19 protein-coding genes and 2 pseudogenes are annotated in these 26367 nt (G+C 48.7%); 2 read left to right on the top strand and 19 right to left on the bottom strand.

What is annotated here, in order from left to right:
* Positions 1–26: 26 nt before the first annotated feature.
* The 4 genes from DW720_RS13845 to DW720_RS13830 form a co-directional block, all read right to left on the bottom strand.
* On the bottom strand, positions 27–7619 hold the full coding sequence (locus tag DW720_RS13845; RefSeq protein ID WP_182436555.1) for a carboxypeptidase regulatory-like domain-containing protein: 7593 nt from the start codon (positions 7617–7619) through the stop codon (positions 27–29).
* 231 nt (positions 7620–7850) lie between these two features.
* On the bottom strand, positions 7851–8519 hold the full coding sequence (locus tag DW720_RS13840; protein WP_117796661.1) for a TetR/AcrR family transcriptional regulator: 669 nt from the start codon (positions 8517–8519) through the stop codon (positions 7851–7853).
* A 38-nt stretch (positions 8520–8557) separates the two neighbouring features.
* Positions 8558–8797, bottom strand: a complete 240-nt coding sequence (locus DW720_RS13835) for an RNA-binding S4 domain-containing protein (protein ID WP_022360641.1) — start codon at positions 8795–8797, stop codon at positions 8558–8560.
* A gap of 131 nt (positions 8798–8928) precedes the next feature.
* Positions 8929–9204: an HU family DNA-binding protein gene (locus DW720_RS13830; protein ID WP_022360642.1), complete on the bottom strand. Its 276-nt coding sequence runs from the start codon at positions 9202–9204 to the stop codon at positions 8929–8931.
* A 571-nt stretch (positions 9205–9775) separates the two neighbouring features.
* Between DW720_RS13830 and DW720_RS13825 the strand changes: the two genes are divergently transcribed.
* Positions 9776–11104, top strand: coding sequence for a Na+/H+ antiporter NhaC family protein (locus DW720_RS13825; RefSeq protein ID WP_117796660.1), 1329 nt, complete (start codon positions 9776–9778; stop codon positions 11102–11104).
* Between the two features lie 421 nt (positions 11105–11525).
* Here DW720_RS13825 and spoVT read toward each other — a convergent pair whose 3' ends face one another.
* From spoVT to DW720_RS13750, 14 genes and pseudogenes are all read right to left on the bottom strand, one after another.
* Positions 11526–12074: a stage V sporulation protein T gene (spoVT, locus tag DW720_RS13820; RefSeq protein ID WP_107001695.1), complete on the bottom strand. Its 549-nt coding sequence runs from the start codon at positions 12072–12074 to the stop codon at positions 11526–11528.
* 125 nt (positions 12075–12199) lie between these two features.
* A pseudogene (locus tag DW720_RS13815) lies at positions 12200–12925 on the bottom strand (solute carrier family 23 protein); the annotation flags it as partial.
* 95 nt (positions 12926–13020) lie between these two features.
* Positions 13021–14646, bottom strand: a complete 1626-nt coding sequence (locus tag DW720_RS13810; RefSeq protein WP_002594230.1) for a recombinase family protein — start codon at positions 14644–14646, stop codon at positions 13021–13023.
* A gap of 127 nt (positions 14647–14773) precedes the next feature.
* Positions 14774–14968 (bottom strand): transposon-encoded TnpW family protein, encoded by a 195-nt coding sequence (locus DW720_RS13805; RefSeq protein WP_002594231.1) that lies wholly within the window; start codon positions 14966–14968, stop codon positions 14774–14776.
* The gene (locus DW720_RS13800) at positions 14965–15819 is read right to left on the bottom strand and encodes an ATP-binding protein (RefSeq protein WP_002594232.1); all 855 of its coding nucleotides are present in this window, start codon (positions 15817–15819) and stop codon (positions 14965–14967) included. The genes DW720_RS13805 and DW720_RS13800 overlap by 4 nt, the downstream gene beginning before the upstream one ends.
* Positions 15816–16556, bottom strand: a complete 741-nt coding sequence (locus tag DW720_RS13795) for a replication initiator protein A (RefSeq protein ID WP_002594233.1) — start codon at positions 16554–16556, stop codon at positions 15816–15818. The genes DW720_RS13800 and DW720_RS13795 overlap by 4 nt, the downstream gene beginning before the upstream one ends.
* 130 nt (positions 16557–16686) lie before the next feature.
* Positions 16687–17073: a cysteine-rich VLP domain-containing protein gene (locus DW720_RS13790; protein WP_002594234.1), complete on the bottom strand. Its 387-nt coding sequence runs from the start codon at positions 17071–17073 to the stop codon at positions 16687–16689.
* On the bottom strand, positions 17063–18688 hold the full coding sequence (locus DW720_RS13785; protein ID WP_002594235.1) for a relaxase/mobilization nuclease domain-containing protein: 1626 nt from the start codon (positions 18686–18688) through the stop codon (positions 17063–17065). The genes DW720_RS13790 and DW720_RS13785 overlap by 11 nt, the downstream gene beginning before the upstream one ends.
* Positions 18660–19055 carry a plasmid mobilization relaxosome protein MobC gene (locus tag DW720_RS13780; RefSeq protein ID WP_002594236.1) on the bottom strand — a complete coding sequence of 132 codons (396 nt, stop codon included), beginning with the start codon at positions 19053–19055 and terminating at the stop codon, positions 18660–18662. Before DW720_RS13780 ends, DW720_RS13785 begins: the two co-directional genes overlap by 29 nt.
* 627 nt (positions 19056–19682) lie before the next feature.
* Entirely contained in the window at positions 19683–20171 is a 489-nt protein-coding gene (locus DW720_RS13770; RefSeq protein ID WP_002569239.1) for a hypothetical protein, read from the bottom strand.
* Positions 20172–20285: 114 nt separating this feature from the next.
* A complete protein-coding gene (locus DW720_RS13765) occupies positions 20286–20591 on the bottom strand; it encodes a hypothetical protein (protein WP_002569240.1) in 306 nt (101 codons plus the stop codon).
* Between the two features lie 180 nt (positions 20592–20771).
* Positions 20772–21428, bottom strand: a pseudogene (locus DW720_RS13760) (solute carrier family 23 protein); the annotation flags it as partial.
* A 955-nt stretch (positions 21429–22383) separates the two neighbouring features.
* The gene (locus DW720_RS13755; protein ID WP_347559615.1) at positions 22384–22959 is read right to left on the bottom strand and encodes a chromate transporter; all 576 of its coding nucleotides are present in this window, start codon (positions 22957–22959) and stop codon (positions 22384–22386) included.
* Positions 22956–23498 (bottom strand): chromate transporter, encoded by a 543-nt coding sequence (locus DW720_RS13750; protein ID WP_118673249.1) that lies wholly within the window; start codon positions 23496–23498, stop codon positions 22956–22958. The genes DW720_RS13755 and DW720_RS13750 overlap by 4 nt, the downstream gene beginning before the upstream one ends.
* Positions 23499–23726: 228 nt before the next feature.
* Here DW720_RS13750 and DW720_RS13745 point away from each other — a divergent pair, with 228 nt between their 5' ends.
* A complete protein-coding gene (locus DW720_RS13745) occupies positions 23727–24719 on the top strand; it encodes a LysR family transcriptional regulator (RefSeq protein WP_107001698.1) in 993 nt (330 codons plus the stop codon).
* A gap of 141 nt (positions 24720–24860) precedes the next feature.
* Here the strand turns inward: DW720_RS13745 and DW720_RS13740 are convergent, their stop codons facing one another.
* On the bottom strand, positions 24861–26357 hold the full coding sequence (locus DW720_RS13740; protein WP_118466986.1) for a Na+/H+ antiporter NhaC family protein: 1497 nt from the start codon (positions 26355–26357) through the stop codon (positions 24861–24863).
* Between the last annotated feature and the right edge of the window lie 10 nt (positions 26358–26367).

Below are 26367 nucleotides of genomic sequence, written 5' to 3'. Positions count from 1 at the left end.
TGGGAGGTTTTCAGGTTTATGAATGATTATCTGGCCGGTTCCCAGACACCGTCTGCATTTACATAATAGCCGTCCGGTGTCCACTCAGCCATATAAAGGGAGCCGTATGGACGCCCTGCGCCCTCCATGTAAACCCAGGTTTTTAATGCTTCATCATACGCCCAGGTCGGCTGCGGTGCATACGGATTTAAGTATACATAGCCCAAATCCGGAATCAGCTGCCACTCCGTCAGCATCTCTCCCGTTGCCGGATCCAGATAATACCATCTGCCGTCCTGCGGATCCAGATACCAGCCCGTCCGCATGCCTGTGTTTTCGTCCACATAGTACCATTTGCCTGCGCTGTAATCATAGACCCAGCCCGTCCGGATATATCCATCGGCTCCAAACGCCCACCATGCGCCCCGGAGCTGTTTCCACACAACCTGTTCAACCTGTCTGCCAGTCATCGGATCCAGAACCAGGCTTCCGGACAGATACGTGCCATTTGACAGGCGGTAGCGCCATCCGGCACTCTCTTTTACCCATGTGCTGGTACTTCTGTCGCGGCTGGAAGTGGCCGTTCCCTGCGGATTGCCTGGAGTCGATGGATTCGGGTTTACCGAGTCTGGATTGCCTGGATTCGGATTTACCGGATCCGTTTTACCTGCCTCCAGCGTCCGCAGAACCAGTACCTCGCTCGTCTCAGATGCGAAAGCCGTGTCCGTCGCTGCCAGGCGTCTGTAAATCCGATACTCTGTATCTGCAGACAGTCCACCAAAATACGGCGCACTCTGCCAGCTTCCCTGCTCGCCCAGGCGGTATTCATACGCACTTCCCTCATCTTTCAGGGCAATGGAATCCGATGTAATCTGCTCCGCTTCGGCAGATACCGGTGCCTGCGGGCGTACCGGAACGGTAACCGCTACCACCGGTCCCGCCGGATCCTCTGCTGTCGCTTTCACACGGATGTAAACTGTCTTTCCAATCCACGCCGTAATGCTGCCGCCCGCTGAAAGAGACGTCGATGCCCCAAACGCAGGATCGGTATTCATCTCATATGCCGTCTCTGCAAACTGGATCGTTTCCGCCTTATAATCATAGCTGACACTCGCCTCTGACGCTACCGCCGTCTTCGTCCGAATCGTAACCGCCTCGCTCGCTGCAGATGCCTCTGTATTTTCATCTGCCTTGATTCTCACATAGAAATGATATGGCGTTCCCGGTGTCAATCCGTCAAATAGCGGCGAATCCTGCCATTCTCCCTGTTCGACACTATACTCCAGATGATAGCCTGCCGGAATCGTTGTCTCATCCGCAAATACAGACGGCGCTTCCAGTGTAACACTGTCTTCGTTCCGCGCAGCAGCCAACGGCGCTTTCGGTGTCTTCGGCGTTGATTTTTTGATTGTCAGGCGCACCGCAACCGGATCGGCGGTGTAGCTCACGTTACTCTCCGGAATCTTGACTATGCAAGAATACGTTCCCGCATTCGTCGGCGGTGTTGTGCTTGAATAGATAGTCTCTCCCACACCTTCATACTGCACTTCATATTCATCCTGAAGTACCTCTGAAATATTTGTGCCGCCTGCTTCTGCCCGAATCCATTCATTGACAGACTTCGACGTACCATCATAATCAGTCTCCCGATCATCACCGCTCAGCACAACCTTCTGTTTTTCTCCAAAAATCACATCCGTCTCAATATCTGTCTTCGGCATCTCAAATGAAGCCGTCCACACCCCATCTGACTCGGTAAATTTCGGTGCGAATAAAAGAATATGCAAACCACCGCTATAGGTAAAGATCGCGTTCTGGTTCGGCGTCTTCTTCATCTGATCCACACCTGCCTGGGTCAGCGTCGCTGTTATTGTCTCCCCAGCTTCTGCTGTATTCATGTTCAAGGTATAATAGGACTTATTTCCCGATTTCTGCGTAAGCGTATACTCCGCATTTTCATCGTCCTCAACCTCGATATCCACAGCTACCATGCCCGGACCATCTAAGTATATATAAAGAGTTGGAAGACCGGTTTCATCATCTTTAATACAATAATCACCATTTGCGTTTAGAGCCGAGCTGCTCTCTACCTGGTGCGGTTCAATTACTCCCTGCTGATACCGTGACATTGATTTTATATTAAACCCTTTAAATTTCTTTCCGTTGATAATGTCGGTTACTTTTAAAGAGCCAATATGATTTGCACGCCACTCCGTAGTCTTATAGGTTACCGTATCTTTTCCCGTAGAGCTCCATTCCTGTCCTACAAACCAGGTGTACTGGTATGCATTCAGGTTTTCCGCATAGGCAACTTTTACCGAAGTATCTGAACACGGCATTGTGAAACAATATACGGTTGGATTTAGATGACACAGTTTCGCATTTACCCCCGTACCATTTTCATCTGTAAATAACACCGTGCTTACCTTATCGCTCTGCGCCAGGTTTTTAAATGCAAGATAAATCTCATTTCCAGCTTTCCATGAGAATGTAAAGGTTCCCTTTGGATCTCCCTGTATTTCAATCGGATTGGCTCCGCTGACTGCATCTTCAAGAGAGCCATATGCGGTTGCTTCTGCGTCCGGAGAGTTTCCACTGTTTCGTTCCACCTCAACCTTGTGCATTTCCGTATCAACTGTAACCTCGCAATTATCGCACACCGCCGGATTATCCTCACTGGCAGCTGTAATCGTATAGATTCCTTCTGCATCCTCAGAAGCCACTACCAGTCCATCCTTTACAGCGACCTCTTGCGGATTACTGCTTGTCCACGTTACTGCCCTGGATGCACCATTTACCGCATTAACTGTCGCTGTCAGCTGTACGCTTCCTTTCGGATAAATCGTCGTTCTCTCTTTATCCAGCTTAACACTCTGAACCGACGGGGTCAAATCCAAATGTAAGCTCGGAAGTAACGTCTGATTTTTCAGAACCGGGAACGCATAGCCATTACTTGTCCCCATCGTCCAGACGGAGTCGAAATTCCAGCCCAATTCTTCATAAAATGTCTTGCTTTCCAGCTGTGCTGCACTTGCGTCCGCTCCATATGGCTTGTCTGCCCCGATCATATCTGGATCCGGGGTCAAAATCGTTCCATCTGATTTTCTCGCAACTGTTCCGGCAAAGCCGTAGTTACCCTGGTAGGTTCCCGTTTTTCCGCCAATCCGGTTGAGCGATCGCATCTCCGGGAAAATGCTGACACAGGAGGAAATCGAACCGTTGTTGGAAATGCCCGCCACAGCTGCTCCAGTAGAACTTTTTGTCAGCGCTTCGCCTGCCGCGTAGCTGTGGGAGATCGTTACTTTGCTGTCACTTCCGCATCCTACCAGTCCGCCAATATCATATCCCCTATCAACGTCCATATCCACGACTGCATAGCTGTTTTCAATGGTTGTAGTTCCACCGGTCCAACCGACCAAACCGCCTGCAAAACCGTTGCTTGTGATCCCTATAATCTGAGGATTCGCATAGCAGGAACGAATGGATACACTTCCAGAGCTATGTACATCCCCAATCAATCCACCCGCATATCTTACGGCATTTTTACCCACTATCTCTCCACTAACATAACAGTTTTCTACGGTTATGGAATCACCTGCATATCCCATCAAAATACCCGCTTCACAGTCTGAGCTAGTGGAAGTATTCTCAATTACTGCATCTTCTATCGTCAGATTCTTGATCGTACAATTTGTGGAAGTTTTTTTAAATAATCCCGTATATGCACCACTGCTGACCGCATGTAAGCCTCGAATTGTATGTCCGCATCCGTCAAATTCAGCTCCGGCATTATTAATTGACATAAAATCATGATTATCCAAGTCAATATCACACATCAATTTGGCTTTCCAATTCGAAAGAAATGTATCGCGGAAATACGCAAGCTCTGCACCTGTGCTAATAAGATAATAACCATCCTGCCATTCTGGTTTTGTGGCTGTAACTCCATCCCACTTATCCAGATTCCATACCGCCTTAAATGTCACATTTTTTCCCGGCATGGTATAGCTTACACCGCTGGCATATGTAGTGGTTCCGTCATTCCAGCCTTCGAAATTCATGCCATATACCTTAAATTTATTATCTGGAAGTGTAATTACAGATCCGGCTGCGGCATTTTCCAGTGTCGGTGCATTTCCCTGGAAATCCTTGCGTCCAGACGTAAAGGTAATTTTATACTTCGCTGCAATCGAAAGATCCACCTCGATTCTTTCTACCGTATCATTCCTGGATTTATAACTCAAACAAATCGTTCCTGTGATACTTCCGTTTACTCCCGGTTCTGTTCCGTCTGTTGCCTGCTTTTTCTGGAAATCAGACGGTTTCGACCATGTTGCCTGAATTTCTTTATTTGTGATAACGTTCCGTACAACCTGCAAAATTTCATCCGCTGTCGTCTCATTTGTCACTGTCTTCGCCTGCAGCGCTTCCTGTGCCGCTTTTTTGACATCCACTAAGGTCTGCTCGGAAAATACATATTCTTCACTTGTCGCTTTTTCACTATCCCCATAGACGGAATTACCGGTTGCCCAAACTTTAAACGTATAGGTTCCGCTCTCCGCAATCTGGGAGGTAAAATCGTAGCTGGCTGCGCCTGTCCCAAGCACCACCTCACTGCCTTGTTTTGAGCTATTCTTATAGAGCTGTACTTTATAACCCGACGCATTCGCAACCAGACTCCAGACCGCTTTTCCTTTTACTGTCTCATCCCATTTAACATCCACAGGCGCTGCAAGCTGAACAAGGTTTATCTTTTTTTTCAGCGTGATTGAGCCAATCAAGCTTCCCTTATAATGGACATAAAGCTGTTTTTCATTTTTGTTGCCAAGATCCAACGATTTAGCGAATTGGAGCTTGATACTGCCAGTTCCATTTCCGGTAGTCACTTCAAGAAGTCTCACTCTGTCATATGCCGTTCCATCTTCCTCGGATGAAAGTTTAAAATCCTCCGCCTGTAAATTTTCATTTCCGGTATACATAAGCTCAATTTCTCCTTCTGCTGTGGCACTTTCCGCATCGGTTGTCTGGAAAGTTCCTGTCACCGTTTGTCCCGAAAGCATGGAAACCGGGTTGGCTTCCAAGGTGAAATCAAGGGCTCTTGAATCCACATCTGAAATTGTAACACTATCTGTCCACGTCAGATATCCGGTCTTTTTGATCGTTACCGTATACATTCCATCTGCAAGCTCAATGCTAAAATTTCCAGCTGAATCTGTTGCCACCTTTTTCTCGCTGCTGCCCTTCTTAAAAGTAATCTTCGCGTCCGCGATTCCGTTTTCTCCAGACTTTACACTTCCACTTAACGAATTGGTCGCCTGAAGATAATCCGGTATGTCTGTGCCAGAGAATATCTCTACTTCGTCATTACCTCTCTTCATCTTTAGCGTTGGAAGCTGTTTATCGACAAATTCCCAGTTTTCCGTATCACTTCCCCAGCCAATCTTGTTTTTCCAGAAATCGGTTGTTAAAAGTTCTGTTTTGGAAACACGCTCGCCACGATGCGACTTTGGCCACAGTATATTTTTATCATTTTCTTTATCAAGAAGGATTTCCCCATATTTAACCCTCATACCCTGATAGGCAAAATTTTGTCCACCAGCTACATGAACATTATAATCACTGAAATAGCCAAAAACTCTATCTACACAGTAATTCGATTTTTTTGTGGAAACCTCTTCTTGTAATGCTGCGCTATTCTTAATTGTGACCGTTTGACCTTGTCCACCAACCAATCCACCTGCACCTTTACCATTTCCATTTGAGACAGTTCCCATTGCAATACATTTTTTGATCGTTACCACGTTACTCCCACTAACAGAACCGATCAAACCTCCTGCCAGAGAATCTTTTTTGCCTGTGATATCTGCATTAACAACACAATTTTCTATCGTCAGGGGAGCTCCGTTGGTCGTTTGAACAGCTCCTATTAGCCCACCAGCTCCAATATTATCATTTCCTGTCGCCGTGATACTGCCACTAACATAACATTTCTCAATTGTTGCTTTATCTCCTACCGTCTGAGCAATCGCTCCTTGATTTCCATTTCCATCAATCTCTACATCTGGTAAAACTAAATTTTTCACTGTCCCATTTGCGACACTGAATAATGGTTTTGTGAGATTCTCTATCGGATATCCATTCCCATCAAATATATTGCCATTTAATTTAAGCGATTTCTTCCGGATCGCCTCTTCAATTTGACTAAAATCAATTTTTCCCTCTAATCGGATACATCCCAGCAAATTACCAGAATTACAATATAAACGACTTGTTGTAATGGTTTCCCAATCTTCTTCATCTTTTACCTGCCACGGATTTTCTTCCGTTCCCTGCCCTTCTATCCTACCACTATACAACGCAATCCCCGCGTCTCCCACCTGCACATGGATCTCCGGCAAAGCTGTGTCTTCCGGTATCTCTTCGCTTTCCGGAATCACCGGAATATAGGTATAGATCGCCCCATTGTATTCTTCATTGGCTTTATCGTAGCCCTCCCATGTCTTTTCTTCGGTTTCTTCTGGTTCACCGTCCTCATCGAAGCGGTCAAAATAGTCCTCCGGTGCCAGTCCGCCCCGAAATTCAGAATAGTCGCTGTTTTCTGCATCCAGTTTCCACGTGATACCCGACAAAGTCCGCTCGGTGGTTTCTTCTCCCATCGTCTCACGCACGGTAAGAGTCTCCGGGAACTGGATATCGGATTCTTTGCTTCCAAGCGGGAGAATCTGATCGGTGATCGATTCTTCCAACGGTACAAATTCCAGCGTTGTTTTCACCTGCTCTTCTTCCAGGACCGTGATCTGGATCACCGGAAGTTCGTCCTCATCTACCTCATAATTGCTGCTTTTCAGCTCTGCACGGAACAGGTAGATGCCCGGATTTTCCCCATCATAACGGGATGCCTGGCTCTCTTCTTCATCCAGAACCCAGCGCACCCTTACTTTTCGCCAGAAACCTTCCTTTTCGTCAATCTCTTCCTCGGTTTTCTCATCCGTCTTGACATCTTCCTTCGATTCATCCGTTTTTCCATTCGAAGAATCGGCATCTTCATTCAAATCTGCATTTCCACCCGAAGAACCGGAATCTGTCTTACCGGAATCGTCTTTCTCATCGGATTCACCGTTCCCCGGATTTGCATTTTCATCCTGAGAGTCCCCATTTTCCGCCGAATTTCCATCTTTCCCAGAATCTCCCTGTTCACCTGAACCGGATTCCGCTTTCTCTAAGCCCTCTCCACCTTCGCTTTTGTCTTTGCTATTCTCTCCGGCATCTTTTCCTTCGGTATCTTTTCCTTCGGTATCTTCTTTTTCTCCATTCTCTTCACTGTCCGTTTTTTCCAGCACGGCATCATCATTTGTGCGGTTGGCAAACGCTGCTACATTCTCATCGCTCCCTGCGTCAGGCACATCTTCGGTTTGCCCCCCCCCGCTGACAAAAACGTCTATGCTGTCCGGCATCTCCAGATCCTGATACCGGGTGCCATAGGGAACTTTCTGATACAGAACCTGTTCCGATAAACTCTCGATCTCCCGGATCTGATAAAAATTCGTGTTCGCATAAACTCTAGGCACAGAGCCATATGAACTGCACGTTATCACTACCACCATTCCTGCTGCCAGGATTCTTCTTTTTCTCCTTCTCATACGCTTTTTCCTCTCATTCTCGAAATGTTGATTATCCGTCATAAAGTGTGTATACACAAATGAGTCGTCACTATATTTATATTATAATAATCAACTCTCACAAATTCAAGACAGAATCTGTTCTTTTAAGCGCATAAAGAAAAACGAGACGACCGAAGTCGCCTCGTAAAAGTCTAACTTTGAGGGGGCACCTCATTCTCTTGACTTCTTTTTTTATTTCCCTTCTTTATATCATTGTTTTCCCAGGTTCTCCGGGGTTCTGCACCATGTCAGGAGCATTCCTTTTAAAAATTCCAGTTCCTGCGTGTGGTCTTCCTTGTGATCGTCCGCCCACACAATTCCCTGTGCATAGCGCTCAGCCACCGCCAGCATCGCAATCGCAACACTTGTAAATAACTGCTGCTCCGGGATATCGGTCCGGATGCTTTTATCGCTCCTCGCCTGCTCATAGAACTTATGATACAGCGCTCCTGCCGGCTTCAAAACATCCAGATGTTCAGCCAGCGCTTCCCCCTTGACTTTCTCCCGGGAGATAAAGTTTTTATAGTTATTACTGAACCGGAGTATTTCCGGGCGTTCCCGGTAAATCCGGATAATCTGGTCCGTATAAAACTCAATGTACTGATACGCCGTGAATGATTCAAATATCTCCGGTCCCTTTTCTTCCAGAATCTCCTTCCAGAGATCGCCCCAGATTTTTCCGCTGATCGCTATCACAAGCTTGACCTTCGTCTGATAATAGTTATATAGGGTCGCAACGCCCACTTCCGCAGCGTCCGCCACTCTTTGTAAGCTGACATTCTCGATCCCATATTGCGAAAACAGCCTGAATCCAGCTTCCATCAGCTGTTCTTTCCGGCGCATCGCCTCTTTTTCATCCCGCTCTATATTTCTTGGCATTTCGTCCTCCGCGCCTTTTACTGACGTCTCTTGGATTTTTACAGGTATTCAAACATTTCTTTGGCATCTTCCTTGCGGATGGTCTCCTGTACGCTTGTAACGCGGACCTTCACCGATTTATTGCCGAAAGCAATTTCAATCACATCCCCAACCTTGACCTCCGCGCTGGCTCTTGCCACTTTATCATTCAGCATCACTCGTCCGCTGTCACACGCTTCATTGGCTACGGTTCTTCTCTTGATGATGCGGGACACCTTCAAATACTTGTCTAATCTCATATCTTCCCTTTCCATAACCCTTGCAGGGCATTTTCATCATAGCGGATTTCCCTCAATCCCCATAATATCAAAAGCCCTCCATGATGTATCATCACGAAGGGCTGTCTGTCACACATATATGTCTGAGATAATTATGCGTTTACCATATCCTTTAATGCTTTACCAGCTTTGAACTTCGGAGTCTTGGAAGCTGCGATCGGCATGGTCTCGCCGGTCTTCGGGTTTCTTCCCTCTCTAGCTGCTCTCTCAGCTACCTCAAAAGTACCAAAGCCAACCAGCTGAATCTTTCCGCCCTTAACCAGTTCCTCGGATACTGCATCTGTGAAAGCCTTGATTGCCTTCTCTGCGTCTTTCTTGGAAAGCTCTGCTTTCTCAGCTACAACTGCGATTAATTCTGTCTTGTTCATCGTATATTCCTCCTAGCTTATATCTTTGCACATGAATCCTCTTAGTTTTCTTCGTACATGCCCGCAAATCTTACTTTACATTTATATACATTTCTCCTTGCTTTGTCAAGGTTTTTTGCACTTTTCCTCACATTCCGAACCGACAATCGTTACGACTCGCAAATAGGAATTTTCTAAACTGAAAATTCCGTACGATGCCGTTTAGGCAGCAGATTTTTCCGATTTTAAATGCGAAGCATCGCCAAAATCATAGTTTGAAGCACACGCAAGCACTTCACACTGTGATTTTTTGGTGAAAACCCGTGTAGTATCTGTGAAATCCCTTGTGCTTTTATATCATTTCCGATATACCTCCATCTTATTCAGCATACTTCTCTTTTCCGATCATGTTTTCTATCGTTTTTGCATGCTTTTCTCCGTCTTTCAGAATATTGTTTTTACAGGCTTTCGTCAACCTTTTCGTTACAGTTACACTGTCTTCTTTACTTGCCTGAATCCCATTCTTATGGTAAGATCAAATAATGTATATCCGGCCTATTACGGCAAACATATAGAAAGGCTGAAAATTATTATGAAAAAGCAAAAACTATCTTCCCTTCTGCCTATCGCTGTATTTCTGATCTTTTATCTGGGGCTAGGAATCTGGTCAGAATATATCATGAAGATCCCGATGGGCTTTTACAACATTCCGATTGTTGTCGCATTTATGCTTGCGATCCTGACGGCCTGTTTCCAGAACCGTTCTCTTTCCTTTGACCGGAAACTGGAGCTGATGGGGCAAGGCATCGGAGATAAGAACATCATCACCATGCTTCTCATCTTCCTGACAGCCGGAACCTTTGTCGGTGTCGTAGGACGAAGCAGCGCTGAAAGCGTTGCTTATCTGATGCTGTCTCTTATCCCGGCCCGTTTTTCCGTTGCTGTTCTCTTTGTGGTAGCGTGCTTTGTCTCTACTTCCATGGGAACCTCCGTTGGAACCATCACCCTGATTGTTCCGATTGCCACTGCCGTATCTGAGACCTCTGGTTTCTCTCTGGCCCTTTGCGTCGCATCTGTCATCGGCGGTGCCATGTTTGGAGATAATCTCTCTTTCATCTCCGATACAACCATCGCAGCCTGCAACGGTCAGGGATGTGCTATGAAGGATAAATTCCGTGAGAACTTCGGCATCGCACTTCCGGCTGCCATCGCTTCCCTGGCACTTATCCTGGTCGTTTCCTTCCATCAGGATCCGGGAGCTGCCATCATAAAACCATACAACCTGATTCAGCTGATCCCCTATCTTCTGGTATTAGCAGGCGGCATTGCCGGTATTCAGGTATTTGTCGTTCTGTTAGTCGGAATCGTATCCGGTGCCATCATTATGCTGGGCTCCGGCCAGACTACTCCCTGGGAAATGCTTACCAACATGGGGTCCGGCACTTCCGGCATGTTTGAGACCAGTATGGTTGCCATCTTAGTTGCAGCTATGTGCGCACTGATCCGTGAAAACGGTGGCTTCGATGTTCTTCTTAACGTTATTCATCGCATCTTCCGCGGAAAACGCGGCGGTCAGTTTGGTGTCGGCCTTTTAGTTACCCTGCTGGATATCGCAACTGCCAATAACACAGTGGCTATCGTTATGGCTAATCCTATTGCAAAGGAAATTTCTGAAGATTATGGCATCAGTGCCAGAAAGACAGCCTCCCTTCTGGATACCTTTTCCTGTATCTCCCAGGGAATCCTGCCTTACGGTGCTCAGATGCTGGTAGCATTATCGGCGGTTCATGAGCTGGGCTATGAACTGTCTGCCTTTGAGGTCATGCCGCTTCTGTTCTATCCAAGCATGCTGTTTATCAGTTCTTTAATCTGTATCTTTCTGCTTCCAGAGCGCGGAGACCGTGTCAAAGCAAAAAAATAACAGCGGAACCCTTTCCACTGTACATATAAAAAGCTAAACATAAGAAGAGCTGTCCGACTTTCTCGTCATCAGACAGCTCTTTTATGAAATCTCTCGAAGTTTCACTATATAACCTCTCTTTCTTAATTTTAACAAAAAAGGGGCGTGTTCACAATTTATTTACTCATGCGTTTGTCATGCGCCTTGCTGTGCTTTTTCTGTGAAAAATCATTGAGTATCTGTGAACTCTCCTGCGCTTTCGTCTGTTTTTCGATATATCTGTTATATCAAATACCAGTTTTTATCAAATACAGGACTATCAAAAACAAGATCGATGGACAACCGCCCAGGAGTTTTATCTCTCTTTACGTTTTCCATCGATCCCGTCTTCTTTTTTCTCTCACCGCCTGTTTCCAGGCAGATTTATCTCATTTATCTTTTTTTATCCTTCCATCTGACGTCCCAGAAATCCGGCTGCCGTCGCTGCCAGCTTCATCTCCGCCCCTCCAAGCGCCTGCTTTGCCTCCCGGCTGAGGAGAATCACCGCCCCGATCGCATCGCCCTCGCTCAAAATCGGCACAATCACCTCGGCGCTGCTCTCCTCCACCTCATCCGAGGTAATCGGGATAAATGCTTTTTCTCCCCGCGCCGCACAGATATTCTGACGTTCGGAAACTGCCAGCTCCAGCGCCCGGCTGATCGTCTTCTGGTAATATTCCTTCTTTGGTCCCCCGGATACCGCGATGATCTGATCCCGGTCCGCGATGCAGACCATCAGCCCCGTGGACTGCGCCATCGCCTCCGCGTACTGCACGGCAAATGCCGCCAGCTCTACCATCGGTGAATATTTTTTCAATATAATCTCGCCCTCGCGGTCCGTGAATATCTCAAGCGGCGTCCCTTCCCGAAGGCGCAGCGTCCGGCGTATCTCTTTCGGGATGACAACGCGACCCAGATCATCGATTCTTCTCACAATTCCTGTAGCTTTCATGATTCTTCCTCCTGCATACCACGTTTGCCATATCGTGTGTCTTATGGGTAGTATGTGGAAATGCAGGCGGATTATACATCTGAAATGGTTCGTCCCAATTTTAGAACTGAAAATTTTTGCGTTTTTTATTCCTGCCGTTTCTTCGGATTCGGATTGATCGCCACACCGCGGTTGATGTCGCCCTGTAAATTCTTGCCGAACTGGTAATCATTACCCGGAAGAATCACATTGAGCAGAACGCCCGCAATCGCTGCGATCGCAAGACCTGTCAGGGTAACCGAGGTTCCTGCCGCCTCAAAGGTCAGACCGTCGGAGAATCCCAGCCCGCAGACCAGAATTACCGCAGCGATTACCAGGTTCCGGGATTTGGTTAAATCCACCTGGTTTTCGACCACGTTGCGGACACCGATCGCGGAGATCATACCGTATAGCATGAAACTAACGCCGCCGATGATTGCAGACGGCATCGAACCGATGACCTCTGCCATCTTCGGAATAAAGCTCAGAATCACAGCAAAGACAGCTGCAATCCGGATGACACGCGGGTCATGAACACGACTTAATTCCAGAACGCCCGTATTTTCACCGTAAGTCGTATTGGCAGGACCGCCAACGAGTGCCGACAGAGATGTTGCGATACCATCGCCGACCAGCGTCCGGTGCAGTCCCGGATCCGCAAGGAAATTTTCTCCGACCGTCGCGGAGATCGCCGACATATCGCCGATATGTTCCATCATCGTCGCAAGCGCGATCGGCGCCATTACCATGACCGCCGTCGGGTCAAATTTGCACAGCTGGAACGGAGGAAGTCCGACCCAGGAAGCCGTCGCTACCTCTGAGAAATTCAGGATCGCACTTTGCTTATGTGTGATAAAGAAGTAATAGAAGTGTAAAAAATTTTGCCGTTCCTATCCGGCACATGAGGTATGTCGGATAGGTCGGGCGGTTAGGTGTCGGGCAGTTCTACCTTGCCGACAAAAGAATAATAGATTTCGATTTCCTGTCTGCGTAACTTGCCCCGGCGTTTCCCGTCAAGGGCAACGCTTTCATGGACAACGATTTTCTCCACAAACTCCCGCAGCAGAGTAGGGGTAAGTTCTTCAATGGTAGTGTGCCTGCGTACCACATTCATAAACTTTTCAGCGTTTGCGGTGGCTTCCTGCGCTTTGGAAAGTTCTTCCCGCAGTCTGGCGGCACGTTCTTTCAGTTCTTTCTGCTCGGCTTCATAGTCTGCCGACAGCTCTGTGAAACGCTCGTCCGATATGCGCCCGGTTACGCTGTCCTCATACAGCCGCTTGAAGATAGCAGATAACTCGGCTATGCGTTTCTCGGCGGCTTCCAGCTCCTTTTTCTTGGCGGCGTTCCTGCGTCTGTCCCCGTCCTCATTCTGCTCGATTAAAAGCTTCATAAACCGGGCTTCATGCTTTGCCGCATAGCTGGTAACTTTCCGCAGATTGGAGAGTACGCCAGCGGTCAAGAGGTCAGTGCGGATAAAGTGCGCTGTGCAGTCGGCGGTGCGTTTCTTGTAGCTTCCGCAGATATAACAGTCCTGCTTGCGCTTGTCCGTCTGGTATCGCTGCTGGTACATGACGCTGCCGCAGTCGGCACAAAAGAGTATGCCGGAGAACAAGCCCACTTCGTCATAACGGTTGGGGCGTTTGCGCTGCTTGCGTAACTCCTGCACCCGTTCCCACGTTTCCCGGTCAATGATAGGCTCATGGTGGTTCTCAAAAACCGCCTGCTTTTCCGGGGGATTTTCTATGCTGTGTTTCAGCTTGTAGGACGGCTTCTCGGTCTTAAAGTTTACCAGACAGCCCGTATATTCCCGGTTTTCCAGCAGATGAACCACGGTATTGGTCGCCCACTTGCACTCATAGCCGGGGTGGTAGCGGCGGGTGCTGCCCGTCCTGCGGTATTCCAGCGTCCCCGGCGTGGGGATTTGCTGCTCGGTCAGCATACGGGCTATCTTGGTCGGACCGTTCCCGGCAAGGCAAAGGCTGTAAATCTGCCGTACCACCGGGGCGGCTTCCTCGTCAATGATAAAGTTTTCGTCCTCGTCCATGAGGTAGCCATAGACGGGCTTGCTTGTGATGGGCTTTCCGCTCATGCCCTTAGAGCGTTTTACTGCCTTGATTTTCTTGCTCGTATCTCTCACCAGCCATTCGTTAAAAATGTTCCGCAGCGGGGCAAAATCATTTTCCCCCTGTGCGCTGTCCACTCCGTCATTGATAGCGATGAAGCGGACACCTTTCTGTGGGAAAATCATTTCTGTGTACATTCCCACCTGTAAGTAGTTTCGCCCTAACCTCGACATATCCTTGACGATAACTGTCCCGACTTTCCCTGCTTCAATGTCTGCAAGCATGGCTTGAAATCCGGGTCTTTGAAAGTTCGCACCGGAATAACCGTCGTCGGTGTACCAGCGCAGATTAGAAAATCCATTCTGTTTGGCATAGGTTTCCAAAATCCTCTTTTGGTTGGAAATGGAATTGCTCTCGCCTTGCAGCTCGTCCTCATGGGACAGTCTTGGGTAAAGGGCGGTAATGAGTTGCTGGGTGGTCTGTCTTAACATAAATTCCTCCGTTTCCGACAGCCAGCCCCACTATTCCGTACCTTGATTGTACCACATGGGGCGGCTGTCTGTATAGCGGCAAAAGCGTCAAATCTGCTTCTTTACGGTCGGTAAAAATGACGGTTTTTCAATCAGGCTTATCACAGGTCAAATATCCGGCGGCGGCTTCTGCTTCCAGCACTTTCATCATCTTGTCAGCGGCGGTGTCGGTCGCCCCCTCCTTGAAAAAGCCAGACACCACAAGGATTGTGTTGCCTATCCTCGTTTCGGTCACGCAGTCCGGGCGGCGGGCAGGGCGTTTGTTTCTCTGGGTGTCGGTCATAGGCAAATCTCCTTTCCGGCAAGCAGCCGTTTCAGCTGTTCCATTTTTCCCTGTGCGGCGGCTTTCCTCAAATTCTCCCCGGTAAAGCAGAGAGGGGAACACATTTCAAGCAGGCGGTCATAAATCCGGGCGTGGGCGGTGTCCTCCGGGTGCTGCAATTCCTCCAGCGTGAGGTTGGTCGTCACAATCAGCGGCTTCCTGCTCCGGTAGCGGCTGTCAATCACATTGTAGACCTGTTCCAGACCGTATTCTGTGCCACGCTCCATTCCAAAATCGTCAATGATGAGCAGGGGGAAGCTGCAAAGGCGGGAAATATATTCGTTCCTGCCCGCAAAGCTGGCGGCAAGGTCGTTTAATATTGCTGCAAAGTTTGTCATGCACACCGGGACTTCCTGCTCCATGAGGGCGTTTGCAATACACCCGGCAAAATAGCTTTTCCCAGTGCCTACCCTGCCCCACAAGAGCAGCCCGTAGTTCCCGTCCTTTATCTGTTCCCAGCGTGCCACATATCCGGCGGCGTTCTTCATCTGCGGGCAGCTGCCGTTATCGTTGGCAAATGTCCAGTCCTGCATGGTCTTGTCTGTAAAGCCCTGCCGTTTCAGCCGTTCCACCGTTTCAAGGTGGCTGCGCCGCTTCTCGGCGGCTTCCCGTTCCTTACGGGCTGCCCGCTGGCAGTCGCACTCTGACGGGTGGCGGTCACGCCCGAAAAAGGTCTTGCCCTCCGGGAAATAGGCTTCTTTGGGTTTCCGGCATTTGCCGCAGTATAAAAGCCCGTCCTCCCCGGTGTAATCCTCCGGCTCGGCTGTGGTGTCGGTCATAGGCAGTATGGTGTTGTGGATTGTATCGGTCATAGGCTTTCTCCCTCCTTGAATGAATAGTCCGGTATGCCTTTCTTTGGCTTCTCTTTGGCAGCGTCCTCCTGCGCCCACTTGTAAATGGTGGCTGCATGGCTCTGGTACTGCTTCCCGGTGGAAGCGATGTGGCAGGAAAGGCGGTCAAGGTAATACTCCCACTTGCCGGGGAAGTCCTGTTCCAGCTCCAAAAGTTCTGTGTCAGAAAGAAATACATTTTTATATCTGCCATAAGCGGCGGGGGGCTGCCCCTCACTCGCTCCTTTTGTTTGGCTCTCTATTAGGTTGTTTATATTAGTTTGGTTAGGGGACGGTTTTCCGACCGTCATAAGGTCAGTTTTCCGGCTGTCAGTTGGTCGGTTTCCCGCCCTTATGAGGGGCGGTTTTCCGTCCGTCAGTTGGTCGGAAAACTGTACCACTGGGATAGGCGGCACTTTCACATACAGACGGTTGGCGGCAGAAAAGCCCGTCCGTCTGCGTTCCAGCAGCCCGGCAGCGTCCAGTTCGTTCAGTGCGCCCTTTATGGTGGTGCAGCCTTTATCCAGCATTTCCGCTATCTCTGCTATGGGGTAGACAATGTATGTCCGTCCCTCGCTGTCCTGCCAGCCGTTCTTCTGCGAAAGGGTGGAACGGTCTAACAGCAGCGCATATAACTCTCTTGCGGTGTGGGATAGGTCTGTTTCCAGCAGGAAACGGGGGTAAGGCAGGTAAGCGGGCAGCTCCGTTCCTGCGGTCATATAATCAGCGATAGGGTTCACCTCCTTGTGGTGTCTGTCTGTGGGTTCTGTTACGCTTTTAGGGGGCGTTTTTAAGGGAAAAGGATAAATGTATCACGCACCCTTTGACACCCTCCAAAAAAGCCTTGATTTATGCGGGTTTGAAATGCCCTAAAGCGTGACATTTCTCCCTTTGTTTCCGCTTCCGTTTGGCGGCGTTTATCCGCTTCATGCGTCCGGCGCAGTCCGGGCAGTATTTCCCCCGGTTGGATTTTGGGAAGAAGAACGCCCCGCAGACAGCGCAGCGTTTCCGGCTTCCCCGGCGCAAGAGGGCGGCTTCCAGTGCTTCATCAAGGGGCAGGACAGCGGCGGTAAACCAGCGGCAGAGCAGCGAATAGCTGATACTCTGTACACACACGCAAGGCTCGCCGTCCTCCAACAGCAGGCAGTTCCCGCTGTCATAGTTGCAGCACTCATGCACAAGGCGGCGGGCTGCCCGGTACTGGCGGTAGTCCATGCGGGGGATATTACCGTTCATGGCTCTGCTCCTTTCTGCGCTGCGGCTCGCTCCGGCGTAAAATCTGGTCGATATTGCCCTTGACAGTCTGCAAGCGGCGGTACTCCTCCCGTTTTGCCCGGTAATCGTTGTAGCCGCTGTTTTTCTCTTTGATAAGGCTTTCAATCTCTGCTTGCAGGGATTTATAGCTCGGCAGCTTGGAAATGCCGTTCTCCCTGAAATAGCGGGCGGCTGCGTCTGCTATGATAAAGTCACTTTCATGCTTCTGACGGTAGGCTGCTTTTGCTTTGGCGTTTTTCTGCTGTTTCAGCCCGTCCCGGACAGGGCGGGTCTTGGAATAGGCAAGCACCTGCCGTTGCAGCTCCTTTTTCCCGTTCAGCGTCTTTTCCACCTGCTTCAACCACGCAAGGCTTTCCTGCATGGCGGCATAGGCGGCAGAACAGGCTTCGTCCAGTTCCTCCGGGGAGGAAAAGCCGTACTGCTGATAGGCGGTAACGGTAGCTGCCATTTGCTTTAGGTTGTGCTTCGCCGCCCAGCGGTCATAGCCCACGCCCTTGCCCTCGGCTCGCTTGGCTTCCCGGTCAACCATGCGCTGCAAGGTGTTGTCTGCCGGGGTGGTTTTTGCAGCTTTTTCCCCTTGTAACGGCTTTTTAACTGCGGCAGGGTATTCGGGTATGGCTTTGGTCTGTTCGGCAGCTCTGTGGGCGTTCTGCGTGAGCAGGGCAAGGACAGCAGCCTTGTCAAAATCGTCCCCCAGCTTTCGGGCTGTGATAGGCTTTGTCCTGTCCGGCGTGAGGTAGGAAAGCCGCCCCCGGCTCTCCTTGACGGTCACACCCTCCCGCAGCAAAAGGGAAGAAAACTCGTCAAAGCTGCCAGCTTGGGAAAGTGCCTGCCGTATCGTCCGGCGCAGCTTCGCCTTGTCCGTTTCAAACTTGGTGGGCTTGGTCGGCTGTCCGGCGGCTTCTCTGGCGGCGTTCTCTTTGTCAAGGGCAAGCTGCCCTTTCTTTGCCGCCCAGTATTCCCGTTCGGTTATCCGTTCCTTGCTGCCGTTCAAGAGGTCGATTTGGTAAAGCCCCTCCCGGTGGCACATTTCCATGACTTCGCTCTTGAAATATTCCATAGCGGCGTTGGTGCAGCGGTGCTTGCAGCCCTCCAGCGTGTCGGCTGGTCTGTCCATGTAGGGCAGAAGCGGGACTTCGTAAATCCGCAGGGAGTTGATGACGATATGCACATGGATATTCCCGCTGTGGTTATGCCCGTCCGGGTGGGTGCAGATTAGGGCTTGGTGTCCGGGGAAATGCTCCTTGCAGAACTGCTCGCCCAGCTCCTGCGCCCGGTCTACGGTCAAGCCGTTGTCTGTCCCGTCCCGTGGGTCAAAGCTGATGATATAGTGGTGGCTTTTCACATCTTCCCGTTTTTGGTTTTTCTCATAGCGGAGATTGGCTCGCATACAGGCAACAGCGAAATCCTCGCCCCCGCAGTTGAGGGAAGAAATGCGGTAATCCTCCCTCGGTATCAGCCGCCCGTTTTCATCAAGGGTGGCTTTCATGGTAAACTCGTCATGCTCAAATGTGAGATAGGCTTCCGCTGCGCCATAGTCGGCGTTTTTAGAGCTGATATGTTTGAATGTTGCCAACAGCGTCACCCACTTTCTGCAAGACTTCAAACTTTAGGGCAGCAAGGTCGGAAACCGCCGCCCGTACCTCCCCGGCAAGCTGCGGATAGGGACTGTGCCACTCGTTCAGCGTCCGGGCTATCTGGTTTAAGTTGCCGCCGATCCTCCCGTATTCGGCGGTCAGCTTCCCGACAGCGGCAAGCAGCTCGTCATTGATGGGGGAAACGGTTATGATGGGGCGTATGGCTGCCCCGGTTATGGCTTGCCGGATAAACTCGGCTTGGCTCATGTGGTAAGCAGAAAGCCGCTGGGCAAACTCGGCGTATTCTTCCTCGGTCATGCGTGTTTTGACTACCCGGCTGCGGTGCGGCGTGTTGTATCGTTTCATAGGTGGTTGACCTCCTTTCTGTGCGTGGTGTCCTCTCACTAATAGGAGAAAAACAGGGTGTGAAGCGGAACTGTTTTTGAAAAATCCGAAAAATATTTTGAGGGGTTTTTCAGCGGCGCAAGCCGCATAAGCAGGGTTTGGGGAAGGCACTCCCCAACAAGATTCCCGCAGGGGCAAAATGAGCGATAAGCGAATTTTGGCACCTCGGTAGAATCTTGCTCTAAGAAACTGCCGGCCTGCCGTTCACTTGCTACTGCCACTTTTTCAGAAAATCTATAACCAGCTTTTTTTATAAAAGGCTGCGGGCTGGCGTTTTTCCCTTACTCCCTACAAACCACAAAAGAGCAGAATGGACGGACTTTCCGGCAAGAACTTTTCCGGCGGCTCGGTCTTTCCCGACAATAAGGCGTTTCGGAAGCTGCGTTTTGCCCGCTGTCTGAAAAAAATGGCAGCCTTTTTTGGTTTCACTGTCTAATACGGAACTTTTGGAAATTTGCCAAAAATGGACGCAAAAAAAGCAGCAAATCTTTTTCGGATTTACTGCTTCATGTGCCGCTGCGGTGCGGCGGGATGGATATTCAGTTGAAATAAAAGAGGATGGTGGTACTTTAGTCTATCGACTCTTTACTAACTATTAGGTAATCTTGAAAGATTTTCCTTGAATTTATCTAAAGAATGTTCATTGTTTCCCGCAAAAATAAGTGGAATTGTATATTCATATGATATGCCATTTTCATAGTCCGATAATTGTATTTTTATAGTATCATCCCTCTCATCTTTAGGTGCTATATATATGAATGAATTTTTATTTATATCAGATATTTTCCCTTTTTCAGAAGAAACAGTATAACCCCAGTCTGTTAAATTTGTCTTTATTGTAACTTCTGTTTCTGTTTCTTTTCTAGTCTGCAATGCTGTTTTATCGATTTGGATATCAAAAGGAGTCGAACCTAACAATTCACTGTTTATATTTACAAGTTCTTCTCCATTTGTTTTAGAAATATTAGATTCATCTTCATAATTTTGTTGAGATTCATCTTTTGGTGTTTCTCTGTTACATCCTAATAAAAAGCATAAAATAATTAGTACTAATACAGAAAGTTGTTTTTTTTGCATTTATTTCTCCTTTCATATTATCAAAGAAAGCACTGAGAGTACTTTCAAGAAATTTTGAAATATTCTCAATGCTTTCTATTTTTTGATCATAAACTTGCCGGTAATGATACTATGTTAATTTATCTCTTTCGCGTAACCTTTGTTGCAATATACACATGCACCATTCACCCATTTGTGAGACATTTCAATCGTCTCAACTTCATAAATGCTTACTTCTCCACAAATTAAACATTGTTTGTAATTATATACATGACGTGTCGCACATTTATCCCAGTCATCATATATACCAGGCATTTCATCTTCATATCCATAGTACTGGGGAGAACCCCAACTATGAGTATGAGCGGCAAATACAGTCATTGGAGCAGCTACAATTCCAGCTACTACTGAAAGTGCTAAAATAGATTTTCTTAAATTCATAAGTTCCTCCCTTTCCTTAAAAATACATAGCTCTTTGTTACATTGTCATTTTAACATAATAATTGGTAAAATGCAATAATTTATTTTCTATTTACGAGAAAATACTGTGCATATTATCTTATTTAGGAATAGTTAAGGCGGCTACCTAAATCTTTTTATTACTTTACCGCACATGAGCATTCCGTCCGGGTTTGTCATTCCCATCATCTGGAAGACTGCTGCCGCTGCATAGGAGATCACAACGCCCATCAGAATCGGAATGATCTTGAACATTCCCTTGCCCCAGATATTAAAAACTATGATGGTTCCCAGCGCGATCAACGCAATCAGCCAGTTTGTCGATGCGTTGGCGATCGCGGACGGCGCCAGTGAAAGTCCGATACAGATAATGATCGGACCTGTCACAACCGGCGGCAGATAGTGCATGACGCGCTCCACGCCTGCCAGCTTGATGATCAGCGCCAGAATCAGGTACAGCGCACCCGCTACCACGATACCGCCGCAGGCATATGGCAATTTCTCGCCCATCGTCATATCTGCAAAAATACCGCTGTCCAAGTTTGCCACCGTCGCAAATCCACCGAGGAATGCGAACGAGGAACCGAGGAACGCCGGGACTTTTAACTTAGAGCAGGCATGGAAAAACAGTGTTCCCAGACCCGCACACATCAGCGTTACCTGAATCGAAAGTCCCTCTCCCTCAAAATAGGTATTGACCAGAATCGGCACCAGGATCGTCGCGCCGAACATCGCAAACATATGCTGCAAACCTAAAAGCAGCATCTTCGGCAGACCCAGTGTTCTGGCGTCTTTAATGACCATGTCGTTTTCATTCATTTTAGATAGATACCTCCAACAATTCCCTTCATTTTATAATGTACATCATTTTCATTTTCCAGAATATCCTTTTTGACTTCATTCGTCAACCTTTCTGCCGCGCTTGCTTCGATTTTCTGTAAACAAAACAAAGAATGTGCCTTTTTGTGTAATGGGGAATTCCAAGGAATTTCCTATTGCACAAAAAAAGAGCTGTCCGACTTTCTCGTCATCAGACAGCTCTTTTATGAAATATCCCGAAGTTTCACTATATAACCTCTCTTTCTTTTATATTTTGTTTTAAATGTGCTATGGACCTCTTCCTTTCATATGAATCTCCTCCTTTGATTACATGTATCTATGTAAACTCTTTTAGAGATTGTATGATGATGGATTCCATCGATACCGATTTTTATCTTTTTATTTAATTGGATAAATTCGGTTTTTAAAACCATGATCATGTTTTTTAGTAACTAACTATCCCATTGGACCGTCCTCCTTGTTCCTTATTTCGTCCTAGAAACTATGGTAACCGTTTGTTGGGGTTATCTCTGTTTCTTTTGATGGTTTTATTCTACTAGATAATTTTCATTTTGTCAAGCATTATTTCTAATTATTTTCCATATTTTTCTTTATTTATCTGATTATATTTTTGTAATTGTTGTGTATTTCTGTTTTATTTGTTCTGTTTCTAACTATTATTGCGCTTTACGATCGCGTTTTCTTGTATTTTTTGTTTTATAGGACGCAATTTCCTGTAAAATGAAGAAAGTCCCATGAACAAATCATGTGTCTTGACACATCCGGGCTTCTCGCGCGGCCGCTTGCGGCATGTTTCTTCTTCGCATGAGTACGCATCCCGCAAAGCGTTTTGTCATAGGACGAAGCTTCCTATGACAAAAAAGAACCACCCCAAAAGAATATGCCGATACCGAACTACCTCTTCTGGAAATGGTTCTATTTTCTTCTATCTTCCCTAGTGGAACTGGAACACGATTCCAGTCACAGCCGCTACCACGATGTAGAGGATCGGGTGCTTTTTCCATTTGACTAAGCCGTACCAGATCGCAAGTGCCAGTACGATCGCCTTCCAGTTGATGATGGAAAACAGCTTGGAAAGCACCAGGCTGCCATCCTCGCCGACATGGAGGAACGCTATCTTTGCCACGCCGATACCGGCTGCCGCAATCAGGGCGGTGGATGCCGCGCGAAGTCCATAGAGGGCATTCTGTACGATCGCGGATGTTTTAAACCTATCGAGAATCTTCGAGATGATTATGATGATAATCACGGACGGAAGCACCAGCGAAAGCGGTGCCGCCAGGCCGCCGAGAATCCCCTTGATATGGAAGCCGACGTAGGTCGCCATGTTGACGCCCATTGGTCCCGGCGTGGACTCGGAGACAGCAATCATGTTGGAAATATCACTAAAGGTATACCATCCTGTCTCCTTGGAAATATTGTAAAGGAATGGCAGAGTCGCCAGTCCACCGCCAATCGCAAACAGTCCGCAGCAGAAGAAACGGAAGCATAATTCAAGTATCAGCATCATTTCTTCTCCCCCTTTCCGCCCTTCAGTACAATCCCGATCACACCCGCCACGACAACAAGAAGCGCCGGAGAAACCGATGTAAACAGTGACAGTACAAACACAACCGCCGCAATCGCGATCGCACCTTTATCAACCAGCGATTTCTTCGCCAGCTTGACAACCGCACTGCCGATCAGCACACAGACGCAGGCGCGGATGCCTGCAAAGGCACTGCTCACAAAGCTAAGTTCAATAAAGTTCGAGATAAATGCCGCGATAATCATAATGATGATAAGCGACGGCGCAATGACTCCCAGCGTCGCCGCAATTGCCCCCGGAATCCCCCGATTTTTATAACCGACAAACGTCGCCGTGTTGACCGCGATGATACCCGGTGTACACTGACCAATCGCGTAGTAATCCATCAATTCTTCATCCGTCGCCCAATGGCGTCCATTGACTACCTCTTTCTGCAGCATCGGCAGCATCGCATATCCGCCGCCGAAGGTAAATCCTCCGATTCTGGCAAACGTCAGAAACATATCCAGCAGTTCTTTCATTTCTGCCCACTCCCTTCCGTATTATCCCTACACTTTTATTTCTCTGGAATTTCCAGTATATATCTGCTTATGTATCATACCAGAATTCAAGGAGCCTGAAAAATACCATTCGGATATAGAATATATATCAAAAAAATATAGTTAGCCTGTTATTCTATCGGATTTTGTTATATAATATATCTGCCGTATACACAGTTTTACAACGAATCCGAACAGGAAGGAGCATTTATGGAACTTCGCCAGTTATCCTACTTCACCACCATCGTCAACGAGGGAAATATTTCCCAGGCAGCCAAAAAACTGAATATCTCACAACCACCGCTCAGCCACCAGATGAAGCTTCTGGAGGCAGAACTGGGTGTGACGCTGTTTGAGCGCGGTTCCCGCCGCATCCGACTGACACCTGCTGGAAAGACGTTCTACGACCGGGCGCTTGCGATCCTCGATCTGAGCCAGGCTGCCCGCACGGAGCTGACTGCACAGAAACAGGAGATTCAGGGCGTTGTGCGCCTTGGCATCATCTCCTCCGCCGTCGAATTTGTGACCCGGCATTATCTTGCCCCATTCCGGCGATCCTATCCCAAAGCCCTGTTTGAACTCCATGAGTCCAATTCCTACCACCTGCTCGATCTGCTTCACTCCAACCAGATCGACCTCGCCGTGATCCGGACGCCATTTGCCAAAGCCGGGCTGGAGATGCAGACACTACCGCCGGAGGCATTTCTGGCGATCGGGCGCGAAATGATCTGGAGCCATTACCAGGAATGCCCGAATGCCCTTCTGACCGATATTCCTCCATCCGACACTGGTTCTGTGATTCAAAGTTCCCACCCTATGCCTGCATCCGACGCTTCCGAACCACAAAAAAGCCATACGCCCACATCTCTTCCCCTCTCCGCCCTCACCCGCGCGCCGCTCATTCTTTACCGCCGCTGGCAGCCGCTGATTCTGGGATATTTTGAGGAACAGGCACTGGAACCGAACATCGTCTGCATTGCCGACGATGCCAGAACCGCCCTTTTATGGGCGTCCGAAGGGCTGGGCATCGCGCTCGCGCCTGAATCTGCCCTCTGTTTAAATTCCGATCCCGCCCTGATCCGCCGGATCATCACCCAGCCGCAGATCCACTCAAGTATCTGTCTGGTCAAACGGAAGGAACGAAGTTTATCGCTGGTGGGGAATGCGTTTTTCCAAAGTTTCCATGCCACCGCTATTTCATAAAGAGGGTGCGGACAACCTTCTGCTCCGGCAGAAACAACCGCAGCTGCTACCGATGCCCCAGCGGAAGATACGACCGCTTCCTCCGATGAAACGAAAGAAATCGGCAGTAAACGAACCAATTTTCGTTTACTGCCGATGCTTTTACGCCTCTTTCGTCCCTTTATTCTTTCGATCCAGAATAACCAGAACCACAATCAGCGCTGCGAATCCCACGCCGGTTCCCACCCAGCCATTGGCGGTAATTCCGGCTGCCAGATAACCGAGGAAACAGCACGCTGCTACGCACAGCACATACGGGATCTGGGTCGATACGTGGTTGATGTGGTGGCACTGGGCGCCAGCCGACGCAAGGATGGTCGTATCCGAGATCGGGGAAACATGGTCGCCGCAGACCGCACCTGCCAGAATCGAAGCCGTCACGATCGTAAGGCTGTTCATATTTTCAGCGCCAACCACCGCAAATGCAATCGGAAGCAGAATACCGAAGGTACCCCAGGACGTACCGGTCGAGAACGCCAGCCCCGCCGCGATGACGAACATCAGGGCCGGCATCAGGGAGCCGACCAGCGCATTGCCGCCCACTACCTCTTTGACATAGCCGCCGATGTTTAAGTAATCCGCACTGCAGATACCAGACAGAGTCCAGGCAAGGCACAGAATCATGATCGCCGGGATCATCGCCTTGACGCCGATCGTGAAGGATTCACAGAACTCATTGAACCGGATGACACGGCGGATCATGTAGAATACAAAGATAAACACCAGTGTGAAGAAGGAGCCAAGCACCAGGCTCAGTGCCGAATCACAGTTAGCGAACGCCTCGACCAGACCAACGCCGTCCAGGATGCCGCCTGTATACAGCATACCGCTGACGCAGAACGCGATCAGAACCAGGATCGGAAGAATCAGATCGATAACCTTTCCGTTGCCGGAGATCTCCATCGCCTCCGCCTCGACCGTCGTCTCTTTTCCGGTCTTTTTCACCTGTTCTTCATAGCGTTTCATCGCCGCGAAATCAAAATCGCCTGCTACCAAAAAGAGCATGAAGCAGATCGTGAGAAGCGCATACAGATTAAACGGAATCGTGTGAAGGAACAGACTGAAGCCGTCCACCCCGCTGTCCTCCGGAAGCGAAGAACCGACCGCTGCCGCCCAGCTTGAGATCGGCGCGATGATACAGATCGGCGCCGCCGTCGCATCGATGATGTAGGCTAACTTCGCACGTGTGATCTTGTGCTTGTCCGTCACCGGACGCATAACCGTGCCGACAGTCAGGCAGTTAAAATAGTCATCCACGAAAATCAGCATACCGAGGAACATGGTTGCAAACAGCGCGCCCTTCTTCGTGCGGATCGCGTGGGACGCCCACTCACCATAAGCCTTCGACGCACCAGACTTTGTGATCAGTGCTACCACGATGCCGAGAAATGCCAGGAAAAGCAGAATGTTGACATTGCCCCCGATCTTCTCGCCCATGATCGCGATCATTGTTTCCACCGCATGAAGCGGATTTGGACCCGTAAATAAAAACGCGCCCGACATAATACCTATCAGCAGAGACAGGTACACCTCTTTCGTAATCAATGCAAGCGCAATGGCTACGATAGGCGGTATTAAAGAAAAAATCGTACCGCTCATAATTACCCCC

Origin of the sequence: Clostridium sp. AM27-28 (genome assembly GCF_003480955.1) — a bacterium.
In the GTDB taxonomy this organism is placed as follows: domain Bacteria; phylum Bacillota; class Clostridia; order Lachnospirales; family Lachnospiraceae; genus Otoolea; species Otoolea fessa.
Note: the sequence above shows the minus strand (reverse complement) of the source record. Positions and strands in the feature narration are given on the sequence as shown.

What these genes read in the sequence shown, in the direction of transcription:
- DW720_RS13840 (WP_117796661.1), bottom strand. Translation starts at nt 8,519, where the DNA reads ATGCCAAGAAATATAGAGCGGGATGAAAAAGAGGCGATGCGCCGGAAA.
- DW720_RS13830 (WP_022360642.1), bottom strand. Translation starts at nt 9,204, where the DNA reads ATGAACAAGACAGAATTAATCGCAGTTGTAGCTGAGAAAGCAGAGCTT.
- DW720_RS13765 (WP_002569240.1), bottom strand. Translation starts at nt 20,591, where the DNA reads ATGAATTTAAGAAAATCTATTTTAGCACTTTCAGTAGTAGCTGGAATT.
- DW720_RS13800 (WP_002594232.1), bottom strand. Translation starts at nt 15,819, where the DNA reads ATGACCGATACAATCCACAACACCATACTGCCTATGACCGACACCACA.
- DW720_RS13805 (WP_002594231.1), bottom strand. Translation starts at nt 14,968, where the DNA reads ATGACCGACACCCAGAGAAACAAACGCCCTGCCCGCCGCCCGGACTGC.
- DW720_RS13845 (WP_182436555.1), bottom strand. Translation starts at nt 7,619, where the DNA reads ATGAGAAGGAGAAAAAGAAGAATCCTGGCAGCAGGAATGGTGGTAGTG.
- DW720_RS13835 (WP_022360641.1), bottom strand. Translation starts at nt 8,797, where the DNA reads ATGAGATTAGACAAGTATTTGAAGGTGTCCCGCATCATCAAGAGAAGA.
- DW720_RS13825 (WP_117796660.1), top strand. Translation starts at nt 9,776, where the DNA reads ATGAAAAAGCAAAAACTATCTTCCCTTCTGCCTATCGCTGTATTTCTG.
- DW720_RS13810 (WP_002594230.1), bottom strand. Translation starts at nt 14,646, where the DNA reads ATGTTAAGACAGACCACCCAGCAACTCATTACCGCCCTTTACCCAAGA.
- DW720_RS13750 (WP_118673249.1), bottom strand. Translation starts at nt 23,498, where the DNA reads ATGAAAGAACTGCTGGATATGTTTCTGACGTTTGCCAGAATCGGAGGA.
- DW720_RS13755 (WP_347559615.1), bottom strand. Translation starts at nt 22,959, where the DNA reads ATGATGCTGATACTTGAATTATGCTTCCGTTTCTTCTGCTGCGGACTG.
- DW720_RS13780 (WP_002594236.1), bottom strand. Translation starts at nt 19,055, where the DNA reads ATGAAACGATACAACACGCCGCACCGCAGCCGGGTAGTCAAAACACGC.
- DW720_RS13790 (WP_002594234.1), bottom strand. Translation starts at nt 17,073, where the DNA reads ATGAACGGTAATATCCCCCGCATGGACTACCGCCAGTACCGGGCAGCC.
- DW720_RS13740 (WP_118466986.1), bottom strand. Translation starts at nt 26,357, where the DNA reads ATGAGCGGTACGATTTTTTCTTTAATACCGCCTATCGTAGCCATTGCG.
- spoVT (WP_107001695.1), bottom strand. Translation starts at nt 12,074, where the DNA reads ATGAAAGCTACAGGAATTGTGAGAAGAATCGATGATCTGGGTCGCGTT.
- DW720_RS13770 (WP_002569239.1), bottom strand. Translation starts at nt 20,171, where the DNA reads ATGCAAAAAAAACAACTTTCTGTATTAGTACTAATTATTTTATGCTTT.
- DW720_RS13745 (WP_107001698.1), top strand. Translation starts at nt 23,727, where the DNA reads ATGGAACTTCGCCAGTTATCCTACTTCACCACCATCGTCAACGAGGGA.
- DW720_RS13795 (WP_002594233.1), bottom strand. Translation starts at nt 16,556, where the DNA reads ATGACCGCAGGAACGGAGCTGCCCGCTTACCTGCCTTACCCCCGTTTC.